Here is a 19775-nt window from a genome sequence, read left to right as displayed (position 1 = left end):
AAGCCCCGTTAGACCGCGATATTGTCGATAAGCCGGGTCTTGCGGAGCCAGGCGGCCGCCAGCATCCGGCGCGGCTCGTTCGCCGGATCGGCGAGCTCCGCCAGCGTCTCGGCATTGCGCAGCACCAGATAGTCGACGCGGAAGCCGGCAGCAGTCAGCGCGTCGCGGCCCTCGGCCAGGGCCGGCTCGACGGCGCCGCCAGCGCGGATCGTCTCGGCTGCCTCGTGCATCACCCGCGCGATCGTCGTCGCCAGCCGGCGCTCCTCGGCCGAGAGATAGGCGTTGCGGGAGGAGAGGGCGAGGCCGTCCGCTTCGCGCACGGTCGGCAGGCCGACGATCTCGGTCGGCAGGCGCAAATCACGCGCCAGGCGGCGCACCACCATCAGCTGCTGGTAGTCCTTCTCGCCGAAGACGGCGATGTCGGGCATGACCGCGATCAGCAGCTTTCCGACGACCGTCGCCACACCGGCGAAGAAATGCGGCCGGAAATCCGTCTCCAGCCCCAGCGCCGGGCCGACCATCGAGATCGTCGTGGCAAAGCCTTCCGGATACATCTCGGCCGCGTTCGGCGCGAAGATCGCCTCGACGCCGAGCGTGGCGAGCTTCTCGACGTCGCTCGCCTCGGTGCGCGGATAGGAGCCGAAATCCTCCTTCGGGCCGAACTGCGTCGGATTGACGAAGATCGAGACGACGACGCGGTCGGCGCGCTCGCGCGCGGCGCGGACGAGATCGAGATGGCCCTCGTGCAGGGCGCCCATGGTGGGCACCAGCGCGATGCGCAGCCCCTCGCGCCGCCAGGCGGCGAGCGCGGCGCGGAGATCGTCGACGGTGCGGTGGATGACGGGGCTGGCAGGCGTCGGGCTGGCAGGCATGGCATGTCCTCGTTTCGCGGCGCACGGTGCTTCCGGCCTGCGTCCGGGCAGGGGCGGTCCGCATCGTGCCGCGACGGTCTAGCAAATCAGGCGGCGGCGGGCCATTGCGGCGGCCGGCGCTTCGCCCCAATAGAGAGAGCGGCCGCAAGGAATCGGCCGGTTGGGAGCGACGATGGGTCTGATAATCCCGTTTCTGGGCGTGATCGGCGTGGCGATCGGCATCGCCTTCCTGTTCGGGGGCGATCGTGGCGCTGAGGCGCTCGGCCGCGCGGCGCGGCGCGGCCTGTCGGGCGCGCTGATCTCGATGGGCGCCGCCACGCTCCTGACCGGGCGGCTCGGCCTCGGCATTCCGCTTCTGGCGATCGGCCTCTGGATGCTGAAGCCGAAGATCTTGGAAACGCGGCCCTGGGACACCTCGCCCTGGATCGCCGACGGAAAGGTACTGCGCGGACGGTTTGCCGGGCGGGCGCTCGATACGCTCGACCGGACGGAGCTGGCCGCGCTCTACGGCCAGATCGCGGCGAGGCCCCGGGACCGGGCCCTATTCGAAGCTTATCTCGACCGCCGTATTCCCGGCTGGCGTGAACACGTCGAGGGTGATCCGGCAGGCCGGGCGCGTGGCGCGGCGCGCACGGGCGCCATGACACATGAGCAGGCCTACGAGATCCTTGGCCTTTCGGCCGGCGCTTCCGAGGCCGAAATCAGAGCGGCCTACCGACGGCTGATGAAGCGCGTCCACCCCGACCAGGGAGGATCGACGTTCTTGGCCGCCCAGATCAACGAGGCGAAGGAAAGACTCCTCGGCGGACATCGCTAGCTCCTGAACGCGGGTACAAGGGAGGAGGGCGAAATTCTCATCAGGGGCCAGCCGTTATTGACGGACGGCAAGGCAGGACACGTCCCGCTTGGTCAGGAAGGCGCAAACGGCGCGGGCCTGATCCTTGTTGTCGAACCCGGCGAAGCGGGCCCGGTAGACGGTGGACTGGCCCTTGGCGACCGGCTCCACGGTGGGGGTGGCGTCAGCCAGCATCTTGCCGGCCTTCGACTTGGCGCGATCGAGCATTTCGCGGGCGCCGTCCTCGCTCGGGGTCGCGGCGATCTGGATCTTCCAGCCATCGGCGATCTCGATCGAAGGCGCGGCCTGCGAGGCGATGCTGCCGGTGAAGCCCTCGGCGTCGCTGTCGGCGGTCGGGGCCGGCTGGACGATCGACGCGGTCTTGACGACGGGGCGGGCGATTTCCTTGCCGCTCGGACCCTGCTGGAAGACCATGCGCGGACCGCGGGCGGCGGCGGGCTCGATCGGCTCCGGAGCATAGGCCTGGACCGAAACCGGCTCCTCTTCGGCCACCTCAGCGGGCGCCGGTGCATGAGCCGGGGCGGCGGCGATGAGGGTCGCGACCGAGAGGTTGTTCTTCTTGCTGGCGGTGCGCAGCGGGCGGGCGGTCGGCACCGGGGCCGGGTCAGCCTCCGGAGCGGCGGCGGCGACGGCCACCGGCGCAGCGGGGGCGCGCGCCGGGATCGGAGCCGGAGCGGCGGCGACCTGCGCGGCGGGCGCATCGGCGACCTGGGCGTCGTCGGCGTCGTCATCGACCGCCGGGGCAGCCTTATTGCTGGCGAAGAGCGAGCGCGACTTGGCCGGGCCGGCATAGGCGACCGGCAGATACTTCTCGAGCAGGCCCGCCATCTGCTTGTCGCGCGCCGCGCCGGAGGTGCCACCGATGACGGTGGCGACCAGCGCGCGGTTGTTGCGCTTCACCGACGAGACGAGGTTATAGCCGGACGCGTTGGTGTAGCCGGTCTTGATGCCGTCGACGCCGTCGACGCGGCCGAGCAGGCGATTGTGGCCCCGGATCTCGCGGCCGTTATAGACGAAGCTCCGGGTCGCGAAATACTTGTAGTAGCGCGGATAGCGCTCCTGCAGGGCGCGGCCGAGGGTGGCCATGTCGCGCGCCGTCGACCACTGCTCGTTGTTCGGCAGGCCAGAGGCGTTGCGGAAGGTGGTGCGGCTCATGCCGATCGAGCGCGCCTGCTGCGTCATCCGCTTTGCGAAGGCGGCTTCCGAACCGGAGATATGTTCGGCGATGACCACGGCGGCGTCGTTGGCGGAGCGGGTGATGAGGCCGAGCATGGCGTCGCGCACGGCGACGGTCGAACCCGGCTTGAGGCCGAGCTTGGTCGGCGACTGGCGCGACGCGAACTGCGACACCTTCATGCGGGTGGAGAGCGTCATGCGGCCCGCCTCGAGCTCGCCGAAGAGGACGTAGAGCGTCATCATCTTGGTAAGCGATGCCGGTCGGCGCAGGGCGTCAGGCTCTTTCGAATAGAGAACCTTGCCGGTCTTGGCGTCGACGACGATGGAGGAACTGGGTGCGGCGCTGGCCTGGACGGTGAGGGCCGTCAACGACATGCCGGCAACCAGAAGGCCAGCGAATGCGTTCCGGATCGAGCGGACGCAATGCCGACCGAGGGGGTTCAGGCCCATCAACATTTCGACTGAATACTCCGCGTCTCGCATAACCGGAGCGCGAACTCCGGCAGTGCCCATTCCCAACTGACCGCAAGACCCGCACTTTTTTGAGGCAAGTGCGGAATTCCTTGCCCGGAAGGTTAATGCCGGTGGCCGAAACGGGGCCTCCGACGCTCAGCTTCGCCGCAGGTTTTCAAGCCTGCGCCAAGGAAAATGCCGCACCGCATGGGCTGTGCTGCTCTTCGGTCTGGCTGTGGAAGTTAAGGAAACGCCGTTACGAAACCGTAAAAATTGGCGAAGCGTGAATGTCCTGTTTTGGGGCGGCCGCGCTGCCGACGTCGCGTCGTCGCGATGTCATGCGATTGTGCAGTGCAGCAATTTTGTTGACATTCCGGGCGAACTCCTGGATTTTATGACCCGTAGAGCTGGCTATGGCGCAAAGCTCGTGCGTGGAGGGCAAGTCTGTGATCAATGATTTCGACGGCATGCAGAAGGCGAGCAGGGAAAGCATCGATCTGGCCATGAAGAGCTTCGGCTCGTTCAGCCAGGGCATCCAGGCGATCGCCGTCGAGGCGGCCGACTATTCGAAGAAGAGCTTCGAATCCGGTTCCGCCGCGTTCGAGAAGATCCTGTCGTCGACCAGCGTCGAGAAGGTCGTCGAGGCGCAGACCGAATATGTGAAATCCGCCTATGAGGGCTATTTCGGCGAGCTCTCGAAGCTCGGCACGATGATGACCGAGACGACGCGCGACGCCTACAAGCCCTTCGAGGGCCTCTTCGGCAAGTTCCCGAAGTAAGCCGCCCGGCGCATTCGACTTTTTTGAAGCCCGGCCCTCGCGCCGGGCTTTTTGTTGCCTGCGTGCTGAAAGGGCGGCTCGCCCGTCGCCGGCTGCGCGCTATTCCATGTCCTCAGGATTCCATGTCCTCGGGCAGCGTGCCGTAGCGGACGAGCGTGACCGGCTCGCCATAGTCGCCCATTTCCGTGTCCGCCGCGATCTGGAAGGCGATCACGCCCGCGCGGGAGGTCGACAGCTTTTCGGCGCGCATTTTGGCGTTCTCGGCCGATGTGGCGGCAATCGCCGGCTCCGCCTCCAACTTGCCGCGCTTGTTGAGCCGGAAAGGCTGAACGATGAATTGGGTTGTGACGGCCATGCGCGATCCAGTGAAATACGAATAGGAGGTGCTTGCTTGCGCCTCTTCATGTGCATCTTAGTGCAGGCGGAGAGGGTTGTCGCCAGAGGCGCATAATCCAACTTCGTATTTTTGGATCGAGACCAAGGATTTTTATTCGGATCGCCAGAAATTTTAGCCGGATATATGAAATCAAACTCATGCTAATATAGCCGAGTATAGAGAGATTCCTCTGGAAAGACTGGATTGGCAATTGGCAAGATTTGAATGGGTACAACCGTCGCTGCTCGGCGCCGCGGTCGGAGCGATCGGAATTGCCGTCATCGGCTTTACCTGGGGCGGCTGGGTGACCGGCGGTACCGCGCAGGCTCGCGCCGAAACGCTTGCCAAATCGCAGATGGTTGCCGCCTTGACGCCGTTCTGTGTGGCGCAGTCGCAGGCGGATCCGCAGTTGACGGAGCGGCTCACGGCCCTCAAGGCCGCCTCGAGCTACCAGCGGCGGGATCTGGTGATCGCCAATGGCTGGGCGACCCTGCCGGGCGCCACGGAGGCAAATCGCGACGTCGCTGACGCCTGCCAGAAAAGCCTGACGAGCTGATCGTCCACCGTTTTTGCTGCGGCCAGACGCTAGGCCTTCCCAATCGGGCAGGGACCTCGCGTCGTCGATCCCGCACGGCTGGTCGCATGAATGCGGCCAGCGTTACCCGCCTGTTCGGGTATTTGGACCGGCATGCCGGATGCCCCGGCAGCGCCCTTCGGATGAGGCCGTGCGCCGGCCTACTTCCATCCTTGCACCGCCTCCCCATATAGAGTTCGACACCCCTCCCGCCTGTTTAGCGCGCGGCGGTGCGGAATGCTCGAAATGAGCGATTGCGCTGCAGCGGGATTATCGGCAGGATTCCGTTTTAGCGACGTACCGATCGAACCAGATGAGCAAAGAAACCCGTCGACCCGATGATGGCGATAGCGATGTCGGCGTCGCCACCAAGACGCGGCCGAAGACAAAGCGGCCGAATTTGTATCGCGTTCTGCTTCTGAACGACGACTACACGCCGATGGAGTTCGTCGTGCATGTGGTCGAGCGGTTCTTCAACAAGAACCGCGAGGAGGCGACGCAGATCATGCTGCATGTGCATCAGCATGGTGTGGGGGAGTGTGGTGTCTTCACCTATGAAGTGGCCGAGACCAAGGTCACCCAGGTGATGGATTTCGCGCGCAAACACCAACATCCGCTGCAATGCGTGATGGAAAGGAAGTGAGGTCCTAACGTGCCGTCATTCTCCCGCAGCCTCGAAAAGGCCCTCCACCAGGCGCTCGCCTTCGCAAACGAGCGTCATCAGGAATACGCGACCCTCGAACATCTCCTGCTCGCGCTGATCGACGATCAGGACGCGGCGGCCGTCATGCGCGCCTGCAATGTCGATCTCGACATGCTGAAGCGCAGCCTGGTCGATTACATCGATACCGAGCTCGCCAATCTGGCGCACGGCCCGGACGAGGATTCCAAGCCGACCGCCGGCTTCCAGCGCGTCATCCAGCGCGCGGTGATCCATGTCCAGTCGTCCGGCCGCGAGGAAGTCACCGGCGCCAATGTGCTCGTCGCCATCTTCGCCGAGCGCGAGAGCCATGCCGCCTACTTCCTGCAGGAGCAGGACATGACCCGCTACGACGCGGTCAACTACATCTCGCACGGCATCGCCAAGCGGGCCGGGATGAGCGAAAGCCGTCCGGTGCGCGGCGTCGACGACGACGCGGCGACGGTCGACAGCCGCGAGGAAAACAAGAAGAAGGCGGATGCGCTGGACGCTTACTGCATCAACCTCAACGACAAGGCGAAGAAGGGCAAGATCGACCCGCTGATCGGCCGCGACATCGAAATCGCGCGGACAATCCAGGTCCTCTGCCGCCGTCAGAAGAACAACCCGCTCTTCGTCGGCGACCCTGGCGTCGGCAAGACGGCGATCGCCGAGGGCCTGGCCAAGCGCATCGTCGAGGGCGACGTCCCCGACGTTCTCGCCGGCTCGACCATCTTCTCGCTCGACATGGGCACGTTGCTCGCAGGCACCCGTTATCGCGGTGACTTCGAGGAGCGGCTGAAGCAGGTCGTCAAGGAGATCGAGGAATATCCGGGCTCGATCCTGTTCATCGACGAGATCCACACCGTCATCGGTGCGGGCGCCACGTCGGGCGGGGCGATGGATGCGTCGAACCTCCTGAAGCCGGCGCTGGCCGGCGGCTCGATCCGCTGCATCGGCTCGACCACCTACAAGGAATACCGGCAGTTCTTCGAGAAGGACCGGGCGCTCGTCCGGCGCTTCCAGAAGATCGACGTCAACGAGCCGACGATCCCCGATGCGATCGAGATCCTGAAGGGGCTGAAGCCCTATTTCGAGGACTTCCACCGCGTCCGCTACACCAACGAGGCGATCAAGTCGGCGGTCGAGCTGTCGGCCCGCTACATCCATGACCGCAAGCTGCCGGACAAGGCGATCGACGTGATCGACGAGACCGGCGCCTCGCAGATGCTGGTGCCGGAGAACCGCCGCAAGAAGACGATCGGCGTCAAGGAGATCGAAGACACCATCGCCACCATGGCGCGGATCCCGCCCAAGACGGTGTCGAAGGACGACCAGGAAGTGCTGAAGGGCCTGGAGGCGACGCTGAAGCGCGTTGTTTACGGGCAGGACAGCGCCATCGCCCAGGTCACCTCGGCGATCAAGCTGGCGCGTGCCGGCCTGCGCGAACCGGAGAAGCCGATCGGCTCCTACCTGTTCGCCGGCCCGACCGGCGTCGGCAAGACGGAAGTCGCGAAGCAGCTGGCCGCCAGCCTCGGCGTCGAGCTGATCCGCTTCGACATGTCGGAATACATGGAGCGCCACACGGTCTCGCGGCTGATCGGCGCGCCTCCCGGCTATGTCGGCTTCGACCAGGGCGGTCTTCTGACCGACGGCGTCGACCAGCATCCGCATTGCGTGCTGCTGCTCGACGAGATCGAGAAGGCGCATCCGGACCTGTTCAACATCCTGTTGCAGGTGATGGATCACGGCAAGCTGACCGACCACAACGGCAAGCAGGTCGATTTCAGGAACGTCATCCTGATCATGACCACCAATGCCGGTGCTGCCGATCTCGCCAAGCCGGCGATCGGCTTCAAGTCGACCGCGCGCGACCCCGACGACCAGGAGGCGATCAACCGCCTGTTCGCGCCGGAGTTCCGCAACCGTCTCGACGCCATCGTCCAGTTCGGCAATCTGCCGATCGAGGTCGTGCACAACGTCGTGCAGAAGTTCGTGCTGCAGCTCGAGGCGCAGCTGGCCGATCGCGGCGTTACCTTCGATCTCTCGCCCGAGGCGATCGACTGGCTGGCGCACAAGGGTTACGACCGCCAGATGGGCGCCCGCCCGCTTGGCCGCGTGATCCAGCAGCACATCAAGCAGCCGCTGGCTGACGAGGTGCTGTTCGGCAAGCTCCGCAAGGGCGGCACCGTCAAGGTGACGGTCGAGACCCGCGAGAATGGCGAGACCGGCCTGCATCTCGAGCCGCTCGAGGACGGGCCTGTGACGCCGAAGCCCGAGCCGGAAGAGCCGAAGGCCAAGGCGAAGCCGCGTCGCAAGGCGGCCAGCGCCAGCGCCAAGAAGGTGGTCGCCGAGAAGCCGCCGACCCCGCCGAAGCGCGGCGGCCTGGTGCCGAAGGTGCCGCTGAAGACGGAGTGATCCGTCCGCCCGCACGAAATGAAAGCGAGGCGCAGAGATGCGCCTCGCTTTTTTTGTGCGCGGAGGTTTCTTAGGGACTGACGGTCGCCGGCAGGAAGGCTTCGGCGCCGACGAGTTTGTCGGGATTGCGCATGCTGTAGATCGCCGTGATCCGACCGTCCTCGATCTCCAGCGCGACCGCCTGGATCGTGCCGAAGAGGTCGAGCGCGACGAAGCCGGGCAGGCCATTGATGCGAAGCGGTCCCGACCAGACCGGGGTCGGATGGGCTTCTGGCTTCTGGGCGAGGCCGGCGAAGAAGCGGCCGATCTTCTCGGCGCCGTAGATGATGTTGAGGGTCGCCGGGCGCTTGCCGCCGCCGTCGCCATGCAGGCGGGCGGCGTCGGCCAGCAGGTCCTTGAGCGCCGTGGCGTCGCCGCTGTTGGTGGCGAGGAAGAAGGCCGTGGTGAGCCGCGCCGCTTCCTCCGCGTCGACATCGAAGCGCTGCCTGGTGTCGCCGACATGGGCGCGGGCACGCGCCAGCAATTGCCGGCAGGCCGCCTCGCTGCGGTCGAGCGCGTCGGCGATCTCCGTGAAGCCGAAATCGAACAATTCGTGCAGGATGAAGACGGCGCGCTCCAGCGGCGAGAGGCGCTCCAGCGCCAGCATCAGCGCGACTGGCGCGTCGATGCGGTCGTCGACGGCGGTGGCGGGGGCGAGGCCGATCGGCTCGATGACCGGCTCCGGCAGCCATTGGCCGACATAGGTCTCGCGCCGCGCGCGGGCGGATTTCATCGTATCCAGGCAGAGGCGGGTGACGATCTTGCCGAGCCAGGCGCGCGGGCTCGAAAGCCCCGACGGGGCGGCGTCGTGCCAGCGCAGGAACGCGTCCTGGACGATGTCCTGGGCATCGGCCAGCGACCCCAGCATGCGATACGCCAGTCCGGTCAGAAAGCGCCTGTGCTGTTCGAACTCTGCGGTGGACGCGTCGACCATCGAACTCTCTTGGGTGTAGGGACCTCACCCGGCCCCTCCCTTCGACGAGAGGGGCCGGGCGAGGGCATGTCAAGCCGCCGCGAGCGCGGCCGCCTGCTTGCGATCGTTCGGGTGCACGGTGCGGAAGCCGACGGCGAGCCGGTTCCAGCTGTTGATCAGCCCGATCAGAAGCGTCAGCTCGACCTGCTCCGCCGGTGTGAACTCGGCCTTGACGGCCTCGTAGTCGGCATCCGGCGCACCGGTCTGGGCGAGCAGCGTCAGAGCCTCGGTCCAGCCGAGCGCCGCGCGCTCGCGCGGTGTGTAGAGCAGCGACTCGCGCCAGGCGTTGAGGAGATAGATCCGCTCCTCGGTCTCGCCGCTCTTGCGGGCATCGGCCGTGTGCATGTGCAGGCAGTTGGCGCAGCCATTGATCTGCGAGGCGCGGATCTTCACCAGCTCCTGCAGGCTGTGTTCGATGCTGGAGGCGGCCAGCTTGCCGCTCAGCTCGATCATCGCCTTGAGGGCTTCCGGAGCGGCGGAGTAGGCGTTCAGTCTCTCGTTCATGATGGTCTCCATTCGGCTACGGAGACAAGACGAGACGGCCCCGCCGTTTGTGACACGCGGGCCGAAAAAATTATCCGGCCGCCAGCGCGGCGCGCACCCGCTCGGCGTTTTCCGCCAGGATTTCCGGCTTCTCCATCGTGCCGGAATGCGGATGCAGCGGCTCGCCGTCGAAGCGCGGGATGATATGGACATGCAGGTGGAACACGGTCTGGCCCGAGGCCGGCTCGTTGAACTGCATCACGGTGACGCCATCGGCGGCGAACGCCGTCTTGGCGGCGCGGGCTAGCTTCTGCACCACCGGGATCAGGCGCGACAGCGTCGCCGGATCGGCGTCGAGCAGGTTGCGCGAGGGCGTCCGGGGTACGACGAGCAGATGGCCGGGGCCCTGCGGCATGACATCCATGAAGGCGATGGTATCGGCGTCCTCATAGACGCGATGCGACGGGATCTCGCCGCGCAGGATCCGGGCGAAGATGTTGCTGTCGTCGTAGCTGGTCATGGGGATCTCCCGTCGTGAGGATGGCGCATCATGCCCGTTCGGCGACGGGCGACAAGGCCCGAGGGGCCTTGCCGAGGTCGATCAGGCCCTGGTCGACCAGGGCGCGGTGGAAGCGGTTCTTCCGCTCCGATGGCGTCGCCATGTAGAGCGCGCCGATTTCGGGGATGAGGCTGGCGCGCGTCGCCGAAACGGCGTCGAGCGGCAGGCCGGATGCCTGCAGCGCCACCGTGCCCAGCATGGCGATGTCGAGCTTCTCGGGCACGCTCTCGACCGCCGGTTCGAAATTCACCGCCTCGATGGCGTAGAACGTCTCGAACAGGCGCGGATCGTCCTGCCGGATTCCCCGGGCCTCCTCGATCGCGCGGGTCATCGTCGGCTGGTGGTCGCCATAGCGCACGATCAGCATGGGACGGCCGGGGTAGCGCGCCTTGAGCGCGTCGCGGAACGCCGCATAGCTCTCCGCCGTCTCGGCAAGGCGGGCGTAGTATTCGCCATAGGTCGCGTCGGGAAGTGCGGCGAGCGCGAAGCGCCGCTCGTCCTCGTAGCGCCCCGCCGGTACCAGCCGCGTCTCGTGCGGGCCGTGGTTGAAATTGGTCAGCGCCATGACGAAGCGGGGCGAGGGGTCGCGGTCGATCGAGCGCTCCAGCGCACCCCGCGTCGCCTCGAAGAAGGCGGCGTCGGAATTGTTGATCTCGAAGGCGGTGAGATCGAAGGGCGGCGGGAACTCGTCGGAGAAGACGCGCTCCTCGACGCCGAGCCCGGCATAGAAGGCGTCGTAGTTCATGAAGGCGCGCCGGCAGCTCGTCGAAAGCATCGTCCGATAGCCGCGCGCGGCGACCTCACCAGGCAGCGAATGCGCGAAGCGGCCGACGCCCTTCTTGAACAGGAAATAGGAATCGGGTCCGAAGCTCGCCGAGGACAGGCCGGTCAGCAGGCTGAATTCCGTCTGCCAGGAGCCGCCGCCATAGATGTCGACATGCAGGCGTCCCGAAAGCGCGCCCGTCGGCGTCAGGAACTCGGCGATTTCGGCGTCGACCGGCAGGTCGAACAGGCGCGGGTCGAACACCGATTCATGCTGGATGACGATGATGTCGGGCCGGATATCGGTTCGCGCCGCGAGCGGCGCCGCTAGCGGCAGGGCGGTCTCGCCGACGTCGAGCATCCGAAGCCCGCCCGCCGGCCACCAGCTCGCGACATCGACCAGCGAGGCCAGGAAGAAGGAGAAGAACCGCTTCTGCTGGGTGACGTCGGTCCGGTATCGGGCGCCGCCGTTCGCCCACCAGGCGGCGTAGAGGGCGGCCGTCGTCAGCGCCAGGCCCAGCAGCCGCTCCGGCCAGGAGAACGGCGCGCCGCGAACCAGCGCCAGCGTCGCGAGGGCGGCGAGGAACAGAAGGACGGCGCCGGCGATCGTCAGCGCGGCGGTGCGCCGGTATTGCCGCAGCATGAAGGGAATGGTGCCGGCAAAGGTCAGCCCCAGATCGGCGACGGCGAGCTTCATGCCGCTATGGTGATGCTTGACCGCCGAGGCGCCGACGATCGTCAGCGCCAGGATCAGCGCCAGCAGGGTGGCGCGCGGCAGGTCGCCGACGATGACGAGAAAGAGCGCGGTCAGGAAGGCGAAGGCGAGTATCGCGAAGAGCGGCTTCGTCGCCTGCCGTTCGCTCGCGAGCACGATGGCCGCGGCCACGCCCCAGAGAAGAATCGCTGTCATGCGAGATCACGTATCAGCTTTGAAGGGCGTGTGCTCGTCGAGGAATTCATGGTCGGCGGCGACCGCTTCGCGCTCGCGCACGAGATAGTCGGCGACCGCCCGCCGGAGGCCGCGATCGGCGATCCAGTGCGCCGAGCGGGTGACGATCGGCCGGTAGCCGCGCGCCAGCTTGTGATCGCCCTGCGCGCCCGCCTCGACGCGGGGCAGGCGGTGCGCGATCGCCCAGTCGACGGCCTGATGGTAGCAAATCTCGAAATGCAGGAACGGCACGTCCTCGGACGCGCCCCAGTAGCGGCCATAGAGCGCGTCGGAGCCGATCAGGTTGAGGGCGCCAGCGATCGGCAGGCCGTCGCGCTTGGCGAGGATCAGCAGAACGCGGTCGGCCATGCGCTCGCCGAGCAGCGAGAAGAAGCGCCGGTTCAGATAGGGCCGGCCCCATTTGCGCGAGCCGGTATCCATGTAGAAGCCGAAAAAGGCGTCCCAGGCGTCCTCGGTGATGTCGGCGCCGGTCAAATGCTCGACGGTGATGCCGCCGGCCAGCGCCTCTCGCCGTTCGCGCCGGATCCCCTTGCGCTTGCGGGAGGCGAGCGCGTCCAGAAAATCCTCGTAGTCGCGATAGCCCTCGTTGATGAAATGGAACTGCTGGTCGGTGCGGGCGAGGAAGCCGCTGTCGTCGAGAATGTCGGCGTCGATCTCGTCGAGGAAGGTCGCGTGGACCGAGGAACTGCCGAGCTGCCGCGCCAGCTCGATCAGGCCGGCGGCGAGAATTTCCCGCGTCGCGGGCGGCGCGCCGTCGCGGACGAGCAATCGCGGCCCGGTCGCCGGGGTGAACGGCACCGACACCTGCAGCTTCGGGTAATAGTTGCCACCGGCGCGCTCATAGGCGTCGGCCCAGCCCTGGTCGAAGACATATTCGCCCATCGAGTGGGGCTTCTGGTAGCAGGGCACGATGCCGGCCGGATGGCCGCCGGCGCCCTCCAGCACCAGATGGCGGGCCTGCCAGCCGGTGCGCGCCGTGGCCGAGCCCGATTCCTCCAGAATTTTCAGAAAGTCGTAGGAAACGAAGGGGTTATAGGCCGTCCGCTGAGATTTTGATTCAAGCGGGCCGGCTTCGTGTCCTGATTCCGCCTCTCCGTGATAAGCCCTTAGGAAGGTTGAGGGATCGTCGCCGAACGGCGCGTCGGACGCCCAGCCGGGATTGGCACAGGCATCCCACTGCTGGCGCTCGATTTCCGTGAGGGAGGAAAGGACGGTGAGACGCGCATCGGGGGCAGCGGTCATGAGGGAGGGCGCTCTCGCTTCGCAGATTGCATCCCAGCATCTAAGGCGAAACGTGACAAGCGCAAGTCGGGACGAGGGAAACGGGCGGTTTTCGTTGCGGCTGGGCGTGTTCACCTCTCCCTGAGGAGGACTTTGCAGAACATCACCCTCATCATGCTGAGGAGGCCCGCAGGGCCGTCTCGAAGCACGCAAAGCGACCGTGCAATCGATGGGCTGCACCGCGATCGTGCGTCCTTCGAGGCCCAAGCTGCGCTCGGGCACCTCAGGATGATGGAGGTCGAGCGCGGCATGACGGCTGGATAGGCTTGCGCAAAGTCGCCCTCGGGCAAAGGTGAAGAGCCGTGTTCCGTGCGCTCCCTGCGCAGAAACACAAGCGCCGTCATTCCTGCGAAAGCAGGAATCCATCTCTCCGCCGCGCGGAACCTGGACGGCTGGCAACCCGGCGGAAATGGATCCCGGCTCGAAGGCCGGGATGACGGCGAGGGTGGCGGACGGCCGGGGATGCTTCGACAGACGCCGTGGCCGCAATCCTCTCCGCGTTAGACGGCAGGCCAGTGCGGGAGTGGCGATGTCCTTCACCTCTCCCTGAGGGAGAGGTCGACGGCCGCAGGCCGGCGGGTGAGGGTTTACGCCCTAGCCGGCCGGTCTCCATCGTTTGAGCCATGTCCGGAGGGTTCCCTAAACCCTCACCCGGAGCTTCGCTCCGACCTCTCCCTCAGGGAGAGGTGAAAGGAAGGCCCTCCGGGCGCGCTCACACCTGATCCGGATCGAAACCCTCGAACGTGATCTGGTCCGTATAAAGCTTCGCCTTCGCCGCCTGTTCGCGGGTGCGGACGGTCCAGGTGATCAGCGCCAGGCCGTGGGCGCGGACCTTCGATGGGGCGAAGGAGGGCAGGCCGTTCAGATCGTAGGAGACGAAGCTGGCGCCGACCTGTGGGACGGCCGAGAGGTTGCGCAGGGCGAAGCGGGCGCGCGGCGGCAGGAAGCCCCATTCCTCGAGGTCGGTATAGCGGTCGGCGACGATGCCGCGCGGCACCTCCGGCAGCAGCCACTGCATGACGGCCATCGAATCCGGATCGAACGACATGACGACGGCCGGCCCCGCATAGGCGGCGAGGATCGGCGCGACGGCCGCTTCCAGCCGGCGGTTGCCGTTCCAGTTGCTCTTCAGCTCGATCACCAGCGGCACCTTGCCGGCGACGGTCTCGAGCAGCTCGGAAAGCGTCGGCACGACGTCGCTGCCCTGCTTGAAGGGCGTCGCCTTCAGCTCGGCGAGCGTCATGCGGTCGACGCGGCCGCTCGCCTGCAGCAGGCGATCGACCGTGTCGTCATGGAAGACCACGACCTCGCCGTCGGCGGTCAGCTGCAGATCGACCTCGATCGCGAAATTGTGGTCGATCGCGGCGCGGACGGCCGAGAGCGTGTTCTCCACCCGGCCGCTCGCCGGATCGTGATAGGCGCGGTGCGCGATCGGGCGGGCGGTCAGCCAGGCGGGGGCGGTCGAGGTCTTTGCGGTCATTTTCGCTCAGGCGATTTCGAGGATGGCTTCGACTTCGACACCGACGCCGAAGGGAAGGGCGGCGACGCCGACGGCGGAGCGGGCATGGCGGCCCTTCTCGCCGAGCACTTCGACCATCAGGTCGGAGGCGCCGTTGACGACCTTGGGCTGCTCGCCGAAGGCCGGGTCCGAATTGACAAAGCCGACGAGCTTGACGACGCGCACGATCCGGTCGAGATCGCCAAGCGCCGCCTTGGCCTGGGCCAGGATGTTGAGGGCGCAGAGGCGCGCGGCGGCCTGGCCCTCGGCAACGCCGAGCTCGACGCCGAGCTTGCCGACATATTCGACGCCGTTCGGGCCGACGGGGATCTGGCCGGAGATGTAGAGATGGCCTTGGCTCACGAGGAAGGGGACATAGTTCGCGGCCGGCGCGCTGGCGGCGGGCAGCACGATTCCGAGGGCCTCGAGGCGGCTGTCGATCTGGCTCGTCATGCAGGATCTCCAAATGCAGGAATGCGGAAGGTCTCCGGTTTCGCCCGAAAGCGGGAGCGCCGCAAGCGGTCGTTGAAACCTGGACTTGCAGGGGCGAAAAGCGGCTCGTAGACCTTTTGACGTTTTGCTGGTTGAAATGCGTCTTATGTCAGCCCTATGTCGGCTTGACGACGATGGGAGCCAGAATGAAGTCCGTATCCATCCATGCAGGTCGCAGCCGGCTCGCCAGCATGCTGAAGATATCAGCGCTCCTCGGTGCGGGTTGGCTCGCCATGGCCGGTTCGGCCTCGGCCATCTCGGCGGCGCCGGCGCTGGTGATGGCGCCGCATGAAGCCGTCTATGATCTCAGCCTCGACGCCGGCGGCAAGTCCGACACGATCAGCGATGCCGAAGGCCGCATGGTCTATCATTTCTGGGGTTCGCGCTGCGACGGCTACAACACCAAGCTCCGCTTCGTCACCCGCATCAGCGACAGCGACGGCAATGCGCGGCTGACCGACGTCGCCACCTCGACCTTCGAGGATTCGGACGGCAAGAGCTTCTCCTTCGCCACCAAGAGCTATGTCGACGGCACGCTTGCCGAGGATTCGACCGGCTCGGCCGAGCGCGAGAACGGCAAGCTGCATGTGACGATGGCGAAGCCGAAGTCGCGCCGCTTCGACATCAGCCCGAACTTCCAGTTCCCGAACCAGCACCTAAGCACGATCATTGACGCCGCCATCCGCGGCGAGCGTTTCGTCCAGGTCGACCTGTTCGACGGCTCGGAGAAGGGCGAGAAGCCCTATACGACCGCCGCCGTCATCGGTGCGACGAACACCGGCGCCGATAATCTGGGCGACGAGGCGACGGCGAAGGCCGCCGGCATCGCCAATGTCCGGCACTGGCCGGTCACGCTCAGCTATTTCGACGAGAACGCGACCGGCGAGCAGAAGCCCTCCTACGAGCTGTCCTTCATCGTCTATGAGAACGGCGTGACGCGGCGGATGCGGCTCGACTATGGCGATTTCGCGCTGACGGGGAAGCTCGTCCGGCTCGACATGGCGCCGGTAAAGGTCGCCGCCAAGCGCTGCCCCTGAGTTACGGTTTTCAGACGCGGACGAGCACCGCGGCCACGGCGTTGTCCAATTGGTCGAAATGGCTGATGACGACGTCGGGCCCGAGCTCGCTGACCGGCACCGGCGTATAACCGAAATCGACCGCGACGACGGGAATGCCGGCGGCCTTCGCGGTGTCGATGTCCGTCTTCGAATCGCCGATCATCACGGCCTGGCGCGGATCGCCCCCGGCCTTGCGGATCGTCTCGTTGAGCGCCAGCGGATCGGGCTTCCGCGCCGCGAAGGTATCGGCGCCGCAGATCGCCGCGAAGCGCTCCGAGAGCCCGAGCGCGTCGAGCAGCAGCATCGACAGGCCCTCGAGCTTGTTGGTGCAGACGGCGAGCAGATAGCCTTCGGCGGCGAAGCGGTCGAGCGCCGCCACCACGCCGTCGAACGGGCGGCTGGTGTCGGCGATATGCGCCGCATAATAGGCGATGTAGGTGTCGAACAGCCGGTCGATGGTGGCGGCGTCGCGGGTGACGCCGTTGGCGGCGAGGCCGCGCTCGATCAGCACCCGGGCGCCGTGCCCGACCATGGAGCGGGCGTCCTCGTAGGGGACGGCGACGAGGCCTTCCTGTTCCAGCACGACGTTGAGCGTCGCGACGAGATCGGTTGCGGTGTCGACGAGCGTGCCGTCGAGGTCGAAGACGAGAATGGGGCGCATGGGCGAGGGGATTCCATCGAAGGGTAACGGAAGGCTAACAAGTCGGGCCGTTTCGCGAAAGGCGGGAGGATGTCGCGGGGACGTTGGCGGCGGCGTTGGCCCATGCTAACAAGCCGCGCCGGACCGGCGTCGATTTCACAACTTGAAGTGTCTGATGATCACCAGCGATGAACTGAAGAAGCAGGCGGCGCTCGCCGCGCTCGAGAAGGTCGAACCCGGCATGAAGCTCGGTCTCGGCTCCGGGTCTACCGCCAATCACTTCATTCGCGGCCTTGGCGCGCTTGTGCGCGACGGGCTTTCGGTCGTCGGCGTTCCCTCTTCCGAGCGCACCGCCGCGCTGGCGCGGGAAGTGGGCGTCCCGCTGACGACGCTGGAAGAGACGCCGCGCCTCGATTTGACCATCGACGGCGCCGATGAACTCGACAGCCGCCTGCGCCTGATCAAGGGCGGCGGCGGCGCTTTGCTGCGCGAGAAGATCGTCGCGGCGGCGTCCGGCCAGATGATCGTCATCGCCGACGGCACCAAGCTCGTCGAGACGCTCGGCGCCTTTCCGCTGCCAATCGAAGTCAACCATTTCGGCATCGGCGCCACGATCGCCGCGATCGCCGATGCCGCTGTCCGGCTCGATCAGCCGGTCACGCTGGCGCGGCGCCTGACGGTGGAGGGAACCCCCTTCGTAACCGATGGCGGGCACGCTATCATCGATGCATCTTTTGGCCGTATTCGCGATCCAGAAGCCTTGAGTCTTGCCCTTGTGGCGATTCCGGGGGTCGTGGAGCACGGGCTCTTCATCGGACTTGCATCCGCCGCCGTCATCGCTCGCCCGGAAGGCATCAGCTGGTTGGTGGCTTAACATCATTTCGCCCATCGGGAGTTTCTCCATGATCTTCATCCGTAAAACCATCGGCGCCGCCGTGCTGGCCGCCGGCCTTGCCATGGGCTCAGCCGGTATCGCCCAGGCGCAGGAAGTGACCGATGCGCATGTCGCGGCGGCGCTGGATGCCGTCCACGCCGCCAAGACCTCGCGCGGTTTCGACAATCTGCTGCCGCTGCTGTCGCAGCAGACGCAGAACCGGCTGATCCGCATGCGCCCCGACCAGCACCAGGCGATCGCCGAGGTCGTCGACGCGCAGGCGCTCGAGCTCGTCGCCCGCCGCAAGGACCTCGACAACGACGTCGCCCGCATCTGGGCCAAGCACTTCACCGAAGACGAGCTGAAGGCGATCGCCGAGTTCTACAAGAGCCCAGCCGGCGCCAAGCTCGCCGAGATCGGCCCGAAGGTCGTCGGCGAGACGCTGCAGTCGGTGAAGGGCTGGTCGGACCGCGTCGGCGAGGAGCTGTTCGAGAAGTCCCGCGAAGGGCTGAAGAAGAAGGGCATCGACTTCTAATTTCATGAGCCAGTTCGACGTCGATCTCTTCATCATCGGTGCGGGTTCCGGCGGCGTGCGCGCCGGTCGCATCGCGGCGGGCTATGGCGCCCGCGTGCTGGTCGCGGAGGAATACCGCGTCGGCGGTACCTGCGTGATCCGCGGCTGCGTGCCGAAAAAGCTGTTCGTCTATGCGTCCCGCTTTGCCGAGGAATTCGAGGATTCCGTCGGCTTTGGCTGGGCCCCGGGGGAGGCGACCTTCGATTGGTCGCGCCTCGTGGCGGCCAAGGACAAGGAGATCGATCGGCTCAACGGCATCTACATCCGCAATCTCGAGCGCTCCGGCGCCCAGATCGTGCAGAGCCGCGCCGAGATCGTCGATCCGCACACCGTGCGGCTCGTGGCCGAGGATCGCCTCATCCGGGCGAAGACCATCCTCGTCGCGACCGGCGGCGCGCCGTTCATCACGCCGGACCTGCCGGGCCGCGAGCTGGCGATCTCCTCCAACGAAGCGTTCCACCTGAAGCGCCTTCCGAAGAAGATCGTCGTCGTCGGCGGCGGCTATATCGCGGTCGAGTTCGCCGGCATCTTCAACGGGCTCGGCGTCGAGACGACGCTGATCCATCGCGGCGATGGCCTGCTGCGCGGCTTCGATGCCGATGTGCGGCGGACGCTCCGTGAGGAGATCGAGAAGAAGGGCATCCGTGTCCTGCTCAACGAGACGCTGGCTTCGATCGAGAAGGACGGCGACGGCCTGATCGCGCGGACGAGCAGCGGCGAAGCGCTCGACTGCGGCGAGGTGATGATCGCGACCGGCCGGCGGCCCAACACCAGCGGGCTCGGTCTCGAGAACGCCGGCGTGGCGCTCGATGGCGCCGGCGCCGTGGTGGTCGACGCCTATTCGCAGTCCAACGTCCCGTCGATCTATGCCGTCGGCGACGTCACCAACCGCATCAACCTGACGCCGGTGGCGATCCGCGAGGGCCATGCCTTCGCTGACACCGTCTTCGGCGGCAAGCGCATCTCGGTTGACCATCTTGGCGTGCCGAAGGCGGTGTTCTCGCAGCCGGAGATCGGCACCGTTGGCCTGACCGAGGAAGAGGCGCTGGCGGAGTTCGCGGCGGTCGACGTCTACCAGACCAACTTCCGCCCGATGAAGCACACGCTTTCCGGTCGCGACGAGCGCACGCTGATGAAGCTGCTCGTCGATGCGGATAGCGACCGCGTCATCGGCTGCCACATCCTCGGCCCCGATGCCGGCGAGATGATCCAGATCGTTGCGATCGCGTTGAAGATGCGGGCGACAAAGGCCGATTTCGACTCGACCATGGCGCTGCATCCCACGGCCGCCGAAGAACTCGTCACCATGCGCGAGCCCACCACGCGGCATCGTCGCAACGCCTGAGGCGTTCCTGCCTTCGCGAATTCGAAGGCAAGAACCGGAGTGTCCGGGATCCCTGCATCGGATAG

The 19775-nt window shown here is 66.4% G+C and carries 21 protein-coding genes; 10 read left to right on the top strand and 11 right to left on the bottom strand.

Annotated elements, in window-relative coordinates; all coding sequences use genetic code 11:
• Positions 1-8: 8 nt before the first annotated feature.
• Positions 9-872: a pantoate--beta-alanine ligase gene (gene panC, locus AC6HZP_RS15410; RefSeq protein ID WP_497523583.1), complete on the bottom strand. Its 864-nt coding sequence runs from the start codon at positions 870-872 to the stop codon at positions 9-11.
• A gap of 172 nt (positions 873-1044) precedes the next feature.
• Between panC and AC6HZP_RS15405 the strand changes: the two genes are divergently transcribed.
• Positions 1045-1689, top strand: coding sequence for a DnaJ domain-containing protein (locus AC6HZP_RS15405; protein WP_497523582.1), 645 nt, complete (start codon positions 1045-1047; stop codon positions 1687-1689).
• A gap of 54 nt (positions 1690-1743) precedes the next feature.
• Here AC6HZP_RS15405 and AC6HZP_RS15400 read toward each other — a convergent pair whose 3' ends face one another.
• Positions 1744-3279, bottom strand: coding sequence for a serine hydrolase (locus AC6HZP_RS15400; protein ID WP_497523581.1), 1536 nt, complete (start codon positions 3277-3279; stop codon positions 1744-1746).
• 203 nt (positions 3280-3482) lie between these two features.
• Here AC6HZP_RS15400 and AC6HZP_RS15395 point away from each other — a divergent pair, with 203 nt between their 5' ends.
• The gene (locus AC6HZP_RS15395) at positions 3483-3644 is read left to right on the top strand and encodes a hypothetical protein (RefSeq protein ID WP_201400009.1); all 162 of its coding nucleotides are present in this window, start codon (positions 3483-3485) and stop codon (positions 3642-3644) included.
• A 126-nt stretch (positions 3645-3770) separates the two neighbouring features.
• On the top strand, positions 3771-4136 hold the full coding sequence (locus AC6HZP_RS15390) for a phasin family protein (protein ID WP_497523580.1): 366 nt from the start codon (positions 3771-3773) through the stop codon (positions 4134-4136).
• Positions 4137-4248: 112 nt separating this feature from the next.
• On the opposite strand, the gene AC6HZP_RS15385 is transcribed toward AC6HZP_RS15390, so the two are convergent.
• Complete coding sequence (locus tag AC6HZP_RS15385; RefSeq protein WP_201400008.1) at positions 4249-4491, bottom strand: hypothetical protein; 243 nt, start codon at positions 4489-4491, stop codon at positions 4249-4251.
• Positions 4492-4723: 232 nt separating this feature from the next.
• Between AC6HZP_RS15385 and AC6HZP_RS15380 the strand changes: the two genes are divergently transcribed.
• The 3 genes from AC6HZP_RS15380 (at position 4724) to clpA (ending at position 8183) form a co-directional block, all read left to right on the top strand.
• On the top strand, positions 4724-5068 hold the full coding sequence (locus AC6HZP_RS15380; RefSeq protein WP_497523579.1) for a hypothetical protein: 345 nt from the start codon (positions 4724-4726) through the stop codon (positions 5066-5068).
• 331 nt (positions 5069-5399) lie between these two features.
• Positions 5400-5729: an ATP-dependent Clp protease adapter ClpS gene (gene clpS, locus AC6HZP_RS15375; protein ID WP_201400006.1), complete on the top strand. Its 330-nt coding sequence runs from the start codon at positions 5400-5402 to the stop codon at positions 5727-5729.
• A 9-nt stretch (positions 5730-5738) separates the two neighbouring features.
• Positions 5739-8183, top strand: a complete 2445-nt coding sequence (gene clpA / locus AC6HZP_RS15370) for an ATP-dependent Clp protease ATP-binding subunit ClpA (protein ID WP_497523578.1) — start codon at positions 5739-5741, stop codon at positions 8181-8183.
• A gap of 70 nt (positions 8184-8253) precedes the next feature.
• On the opposite strand, the gene AC6HZP_RS15365 is transcribed toward clpA, so the two are convergent.
• The 7 genes from AC6HZP_RS15365 to AC6HZP_RS15335 all read right to left on the bottom strand — a co-directional run bounded on the left by AC6HZP_RS15365 (position 8254) and on the right by AC6HZP_RS15335 (position 15180).
• Entirely contained in the window at positions 8254-9156 is a 903-nt protein-coding gene (locus tag AC6HZP_RS15365) for a sigma-70 family RNA polymerase sigma factor (protein ID WP_497523577.1), read from the bottom strand.
• 69 nt (positions 9157-9225) lie between these two features.
• On the bottom strand, positions 9226-9699 hold the full coding sequence (locus AC6HZP_RS15360; protein WP_201400003.1) for a carboxymuconolactone decarboxylase family protein: 474 nt from the start codon (positions 9697-9699) through the stop codon (positions 9226-9228).
• Between the two features lie 70 nt (positions 9700-9769).
• Positions 9770-10198, bottom strand: a complete 429-nt coding sequence (locus tag AC6HZP_RS15355) for an HIT family protein (RefSeq protein ID WP_371812673.1) — start codon at positions 10196-10198, stop codon at positions 9770-9772.
• Positions 10199-10226: 28 nt separating this feature from the next.
• Positions 10227-11909: a sulfatase-like hydrolase/transferase gene (locus AC6HZP_RS15350; protein WP_497523576.1), complete on the bottom strand. Its 1683-nt coding sequence runs from the start codon at positions 11907-11909 to the stop codon at positions 10227-10229.
• Between the two features lie 6 nt (positions 11910-11915).
• A complete protein-coding gene (locus AC6HZP_RS15345; RefSeq protein WP_497523575.1) occupies positions 11916-13190 on the bottom strand; it encodes a GNAT family N-acetyltransferase in 1275 nt (424 codons plus the stop codon).
• A 751-nt stretch (positions 13191-13941) separates the two neighbouring features.
• The gene (locus AC6HZP_RS15340) at positions 13942-14709 is read right to left on the bottom strand and encodes a glycerophosphodiester phosphodiesterase family protein (protein ID WP_497523574.1); all 768 of its coding nucleotides are present in this window, start codon (positions 14707-14709) and stop codon (positions 13942-13944) included.
• A gap of 6 nt (positions 14710-14715) precedes the next feature.
• Complete coding sequence (locus tag AC6HZP_RS15335) at positions 14716-15180, bottom strand: RidA family protein (protein WP_497523573.1); 465 nt, start codon at positions 15178-15180, stop codon at positions 14716-14718.
• 185 nt (positions 15181-15365) lie between these two features.
• Here AC6HZP_RS15335 and AC6HZP_RS15330 point away from each other — a divergent pair, with 185 nt between their 5' ends.
• Positions 15366-16256: a cell envelope integrity EipB family protein gene (locus AC6HZP_RS15330; RefSeq protein ID WP_497523572.1), complete on the top strand. Its 891-nt coding sequence runs from the start codon at positions 15366-15368 to the stop codon at positions 16254-16256.
• Between the two features lie 10 nt (positions 16257-16266).
• Here AC6HZP_RS15330 and gph read toward each other — a convergent pair whose 3' ends face one another.
• Complete coding sequence (gph, locus tag AC6HZP_RS15325; protein ID WP_497523571.1) at positions 16267-16938, bottom strand: phosphoglycolate phosphatase; 672 nt, start codon at positions 16936-16938, stop codon at positions 16267-16269.
• Between the two features lie 154 nt (positions 16939-17092).
• On the opposite strand from gph, the gene rpiA reads away from it, so the two are divergent.
• Genes rpiA through gor form a run of 3 tightly spaced genes read left to right on the top strand, consistent with a single transcriptional unit; the run spans position 17093 to position 19710 of the window.
• Positions 17093-17791: a ribose-5-phosphate isomerase RpiA gene (gene rpiA / locus AC6HZP_RS15320; RefSeq protein ID WP_497523570.1), complete on the top strand. Its 699-nt coding sequence runs from the start codon at positions 17093-17095 to the stop codon at positions 17789-17791.
• Positions 17792-17819: 28 nt separating this feature from the next.
• On the top strand, positions 17820-18326 hold the full coding sequence (locus AC6HZP_RS15315; protein ID WP_201399995.1) for a DUF2059 domain-containing protein: 507 nt from the start codon (positions 17820-17822) through the stop codon (positions 18324-18326).
• Positions 18327-18330: 4 nt separating this feature from the next.
• On the top strand, positions 18331-19710 hold the full coding sequence (gor, locus tag AC6HZP_RS15310) for a glutathione-disulfide reductase (RefSeq protein ID WP_497523569.1): 1380 nt from the start codon (positions 18331-18333) through the stop codon (positions 19708-19710).
• Positions 19711-19775 lie beyond the last annotated feature (65 nt).

The organism is Kaistia sp. SLG-1, assembly GCF_059699055.1.
Note: the sequence above shows the minus strand (reverse complement) of the source record. Positions and strands in the feature narration are given on the sequence as shown.

Coding starts and splice junctions, on each gene's coding strand:
- panC (WP_497523583.1), bottom strand. CDS start 872: ATGCCTGCCAGCCCGACGCCTGCCAGCCCCGTCATCCACCGCACCGTC.
- AC6HZP_RS15405 (WP_497523582.1), top strand. CDS start 1,045: ATGGGTCTGATAATCCCGTTTCTGGGCGTGATCGGCGTGGCGATCGGC.
- AC6HZP_RS15400 (WP_497523581.1), bottom strand. CDS start 3,279: ATGTCGTTGACGGCCCTCACCGTCCAGGCCAGCGCCGCACCCAGTTCC.
- AC6HZP_RS15395 (WP_201400009.1), top strand. CDS start 3,483: ATGCCGGTGGCCGAAACGGGGCCTCCGACGCTCAGCTTCGCCGCAGGT.
- AC6HZP_RS15390 (WP_497523580.1), top strand. CDS start 3,771: ATGGCGCAAAGCTCGTGCGTGGAGGGCAAGTCTGTGATCAATGATTTC.
- AC6HZP_RS15385 (WP_201400008.1), bottom strand. CDS start 4,491: ATGGCCGTCACAACCCAATTCATCGTTCAGCCTTTCCGGCTCAACAAG.
- clpS (WP_201400006.1), top strand. CDS start 5,400: ATGAGCAAAGAAACCCGTCGACCCGATGATGGCGATAGCGATGTCGGC.
- AC6HZP_RS15365 (WP_497523577.1), bottom strand. CDS start 9,156: ATGGTCGACGCGTCCACCGCAGAGTTCGAACAGCACAGGCGCTTTCTG.
- AC6HZP_RS15360 (WP_201400003.1), bottom strand. CDS start 9,699: ATGAACGAGAGACTGAACGCCTACTCCGCCGCTCCGGAAGCCCTCAAG.
- AC6HZP_RS15355 (WP_371812673.1), bottom strand. CDS start 10,198: ATGACCAGCTACGACGACAGCAACATCTTCGCCCGGATCCTGCGCGGC.
- AC6HZP_RS15350 (WP_497523576.1), bottom strand. CDS start 11,909: ATGACAGCGATTCTTCTCTGGGGCGTGGCCGCGGCCATCGTGCTCGCG.
- AC6HZP_RS15345 (WP_497523575.1), bottom strand. CDS start 13,190: ATGACCGCTGCCCCCGATGCGCGTCTCACCGTCCTTTCCTCCCTCACG.
- AC6HZP_RS15340 (WP_497523574.1), bottom strand. CDS start 14,709: ATGACCGCAAAGACCTCGACCGCCCCCGCCTGGCTGACCGCCCGCCCG.
- AC6HZP_RS15335 (WP_497523573.1), bottom strand. CDS start 15,180: ATGACGAGCCAGATCGACAGCCGCCTCGAGGCCCTCGGAATCGTGCTG.
- AC6HZP_RS15330 (WP_497523572.1), top strand. CDS start 15,366: ATGAAGTCCGTATCCATCCATGCAGGTCGCAGCCGGCTCGCCAGCATG.
- gph (WP_497523571.1), bottom strand. CDS start 16,938: ATGCGCCCCATTCTCGTCTTCGACCTCGACGGCACGCTCGTCGACACC.
- rpiA (WP_497523570.1), top strand. CDS start 17,093: ATGATCACCAGCGATGAACTGAAGAAGCAGGCGGCGCTCGCCGCGCTC.
- AC6HZP_RS15315 (WP_201399995.1), top strand. CDS start 17,820: ATGATCTTCATCCGTAAAACCATCGGCGCCGCCGTGCTGGCCGCCGGC.
- gor (WP_497523569.1), top strand. CDS start 18,331: ATGAGCCAGTTCGACGTCGATCTCTTCATCATCGGTGCGGGTTCCGGC.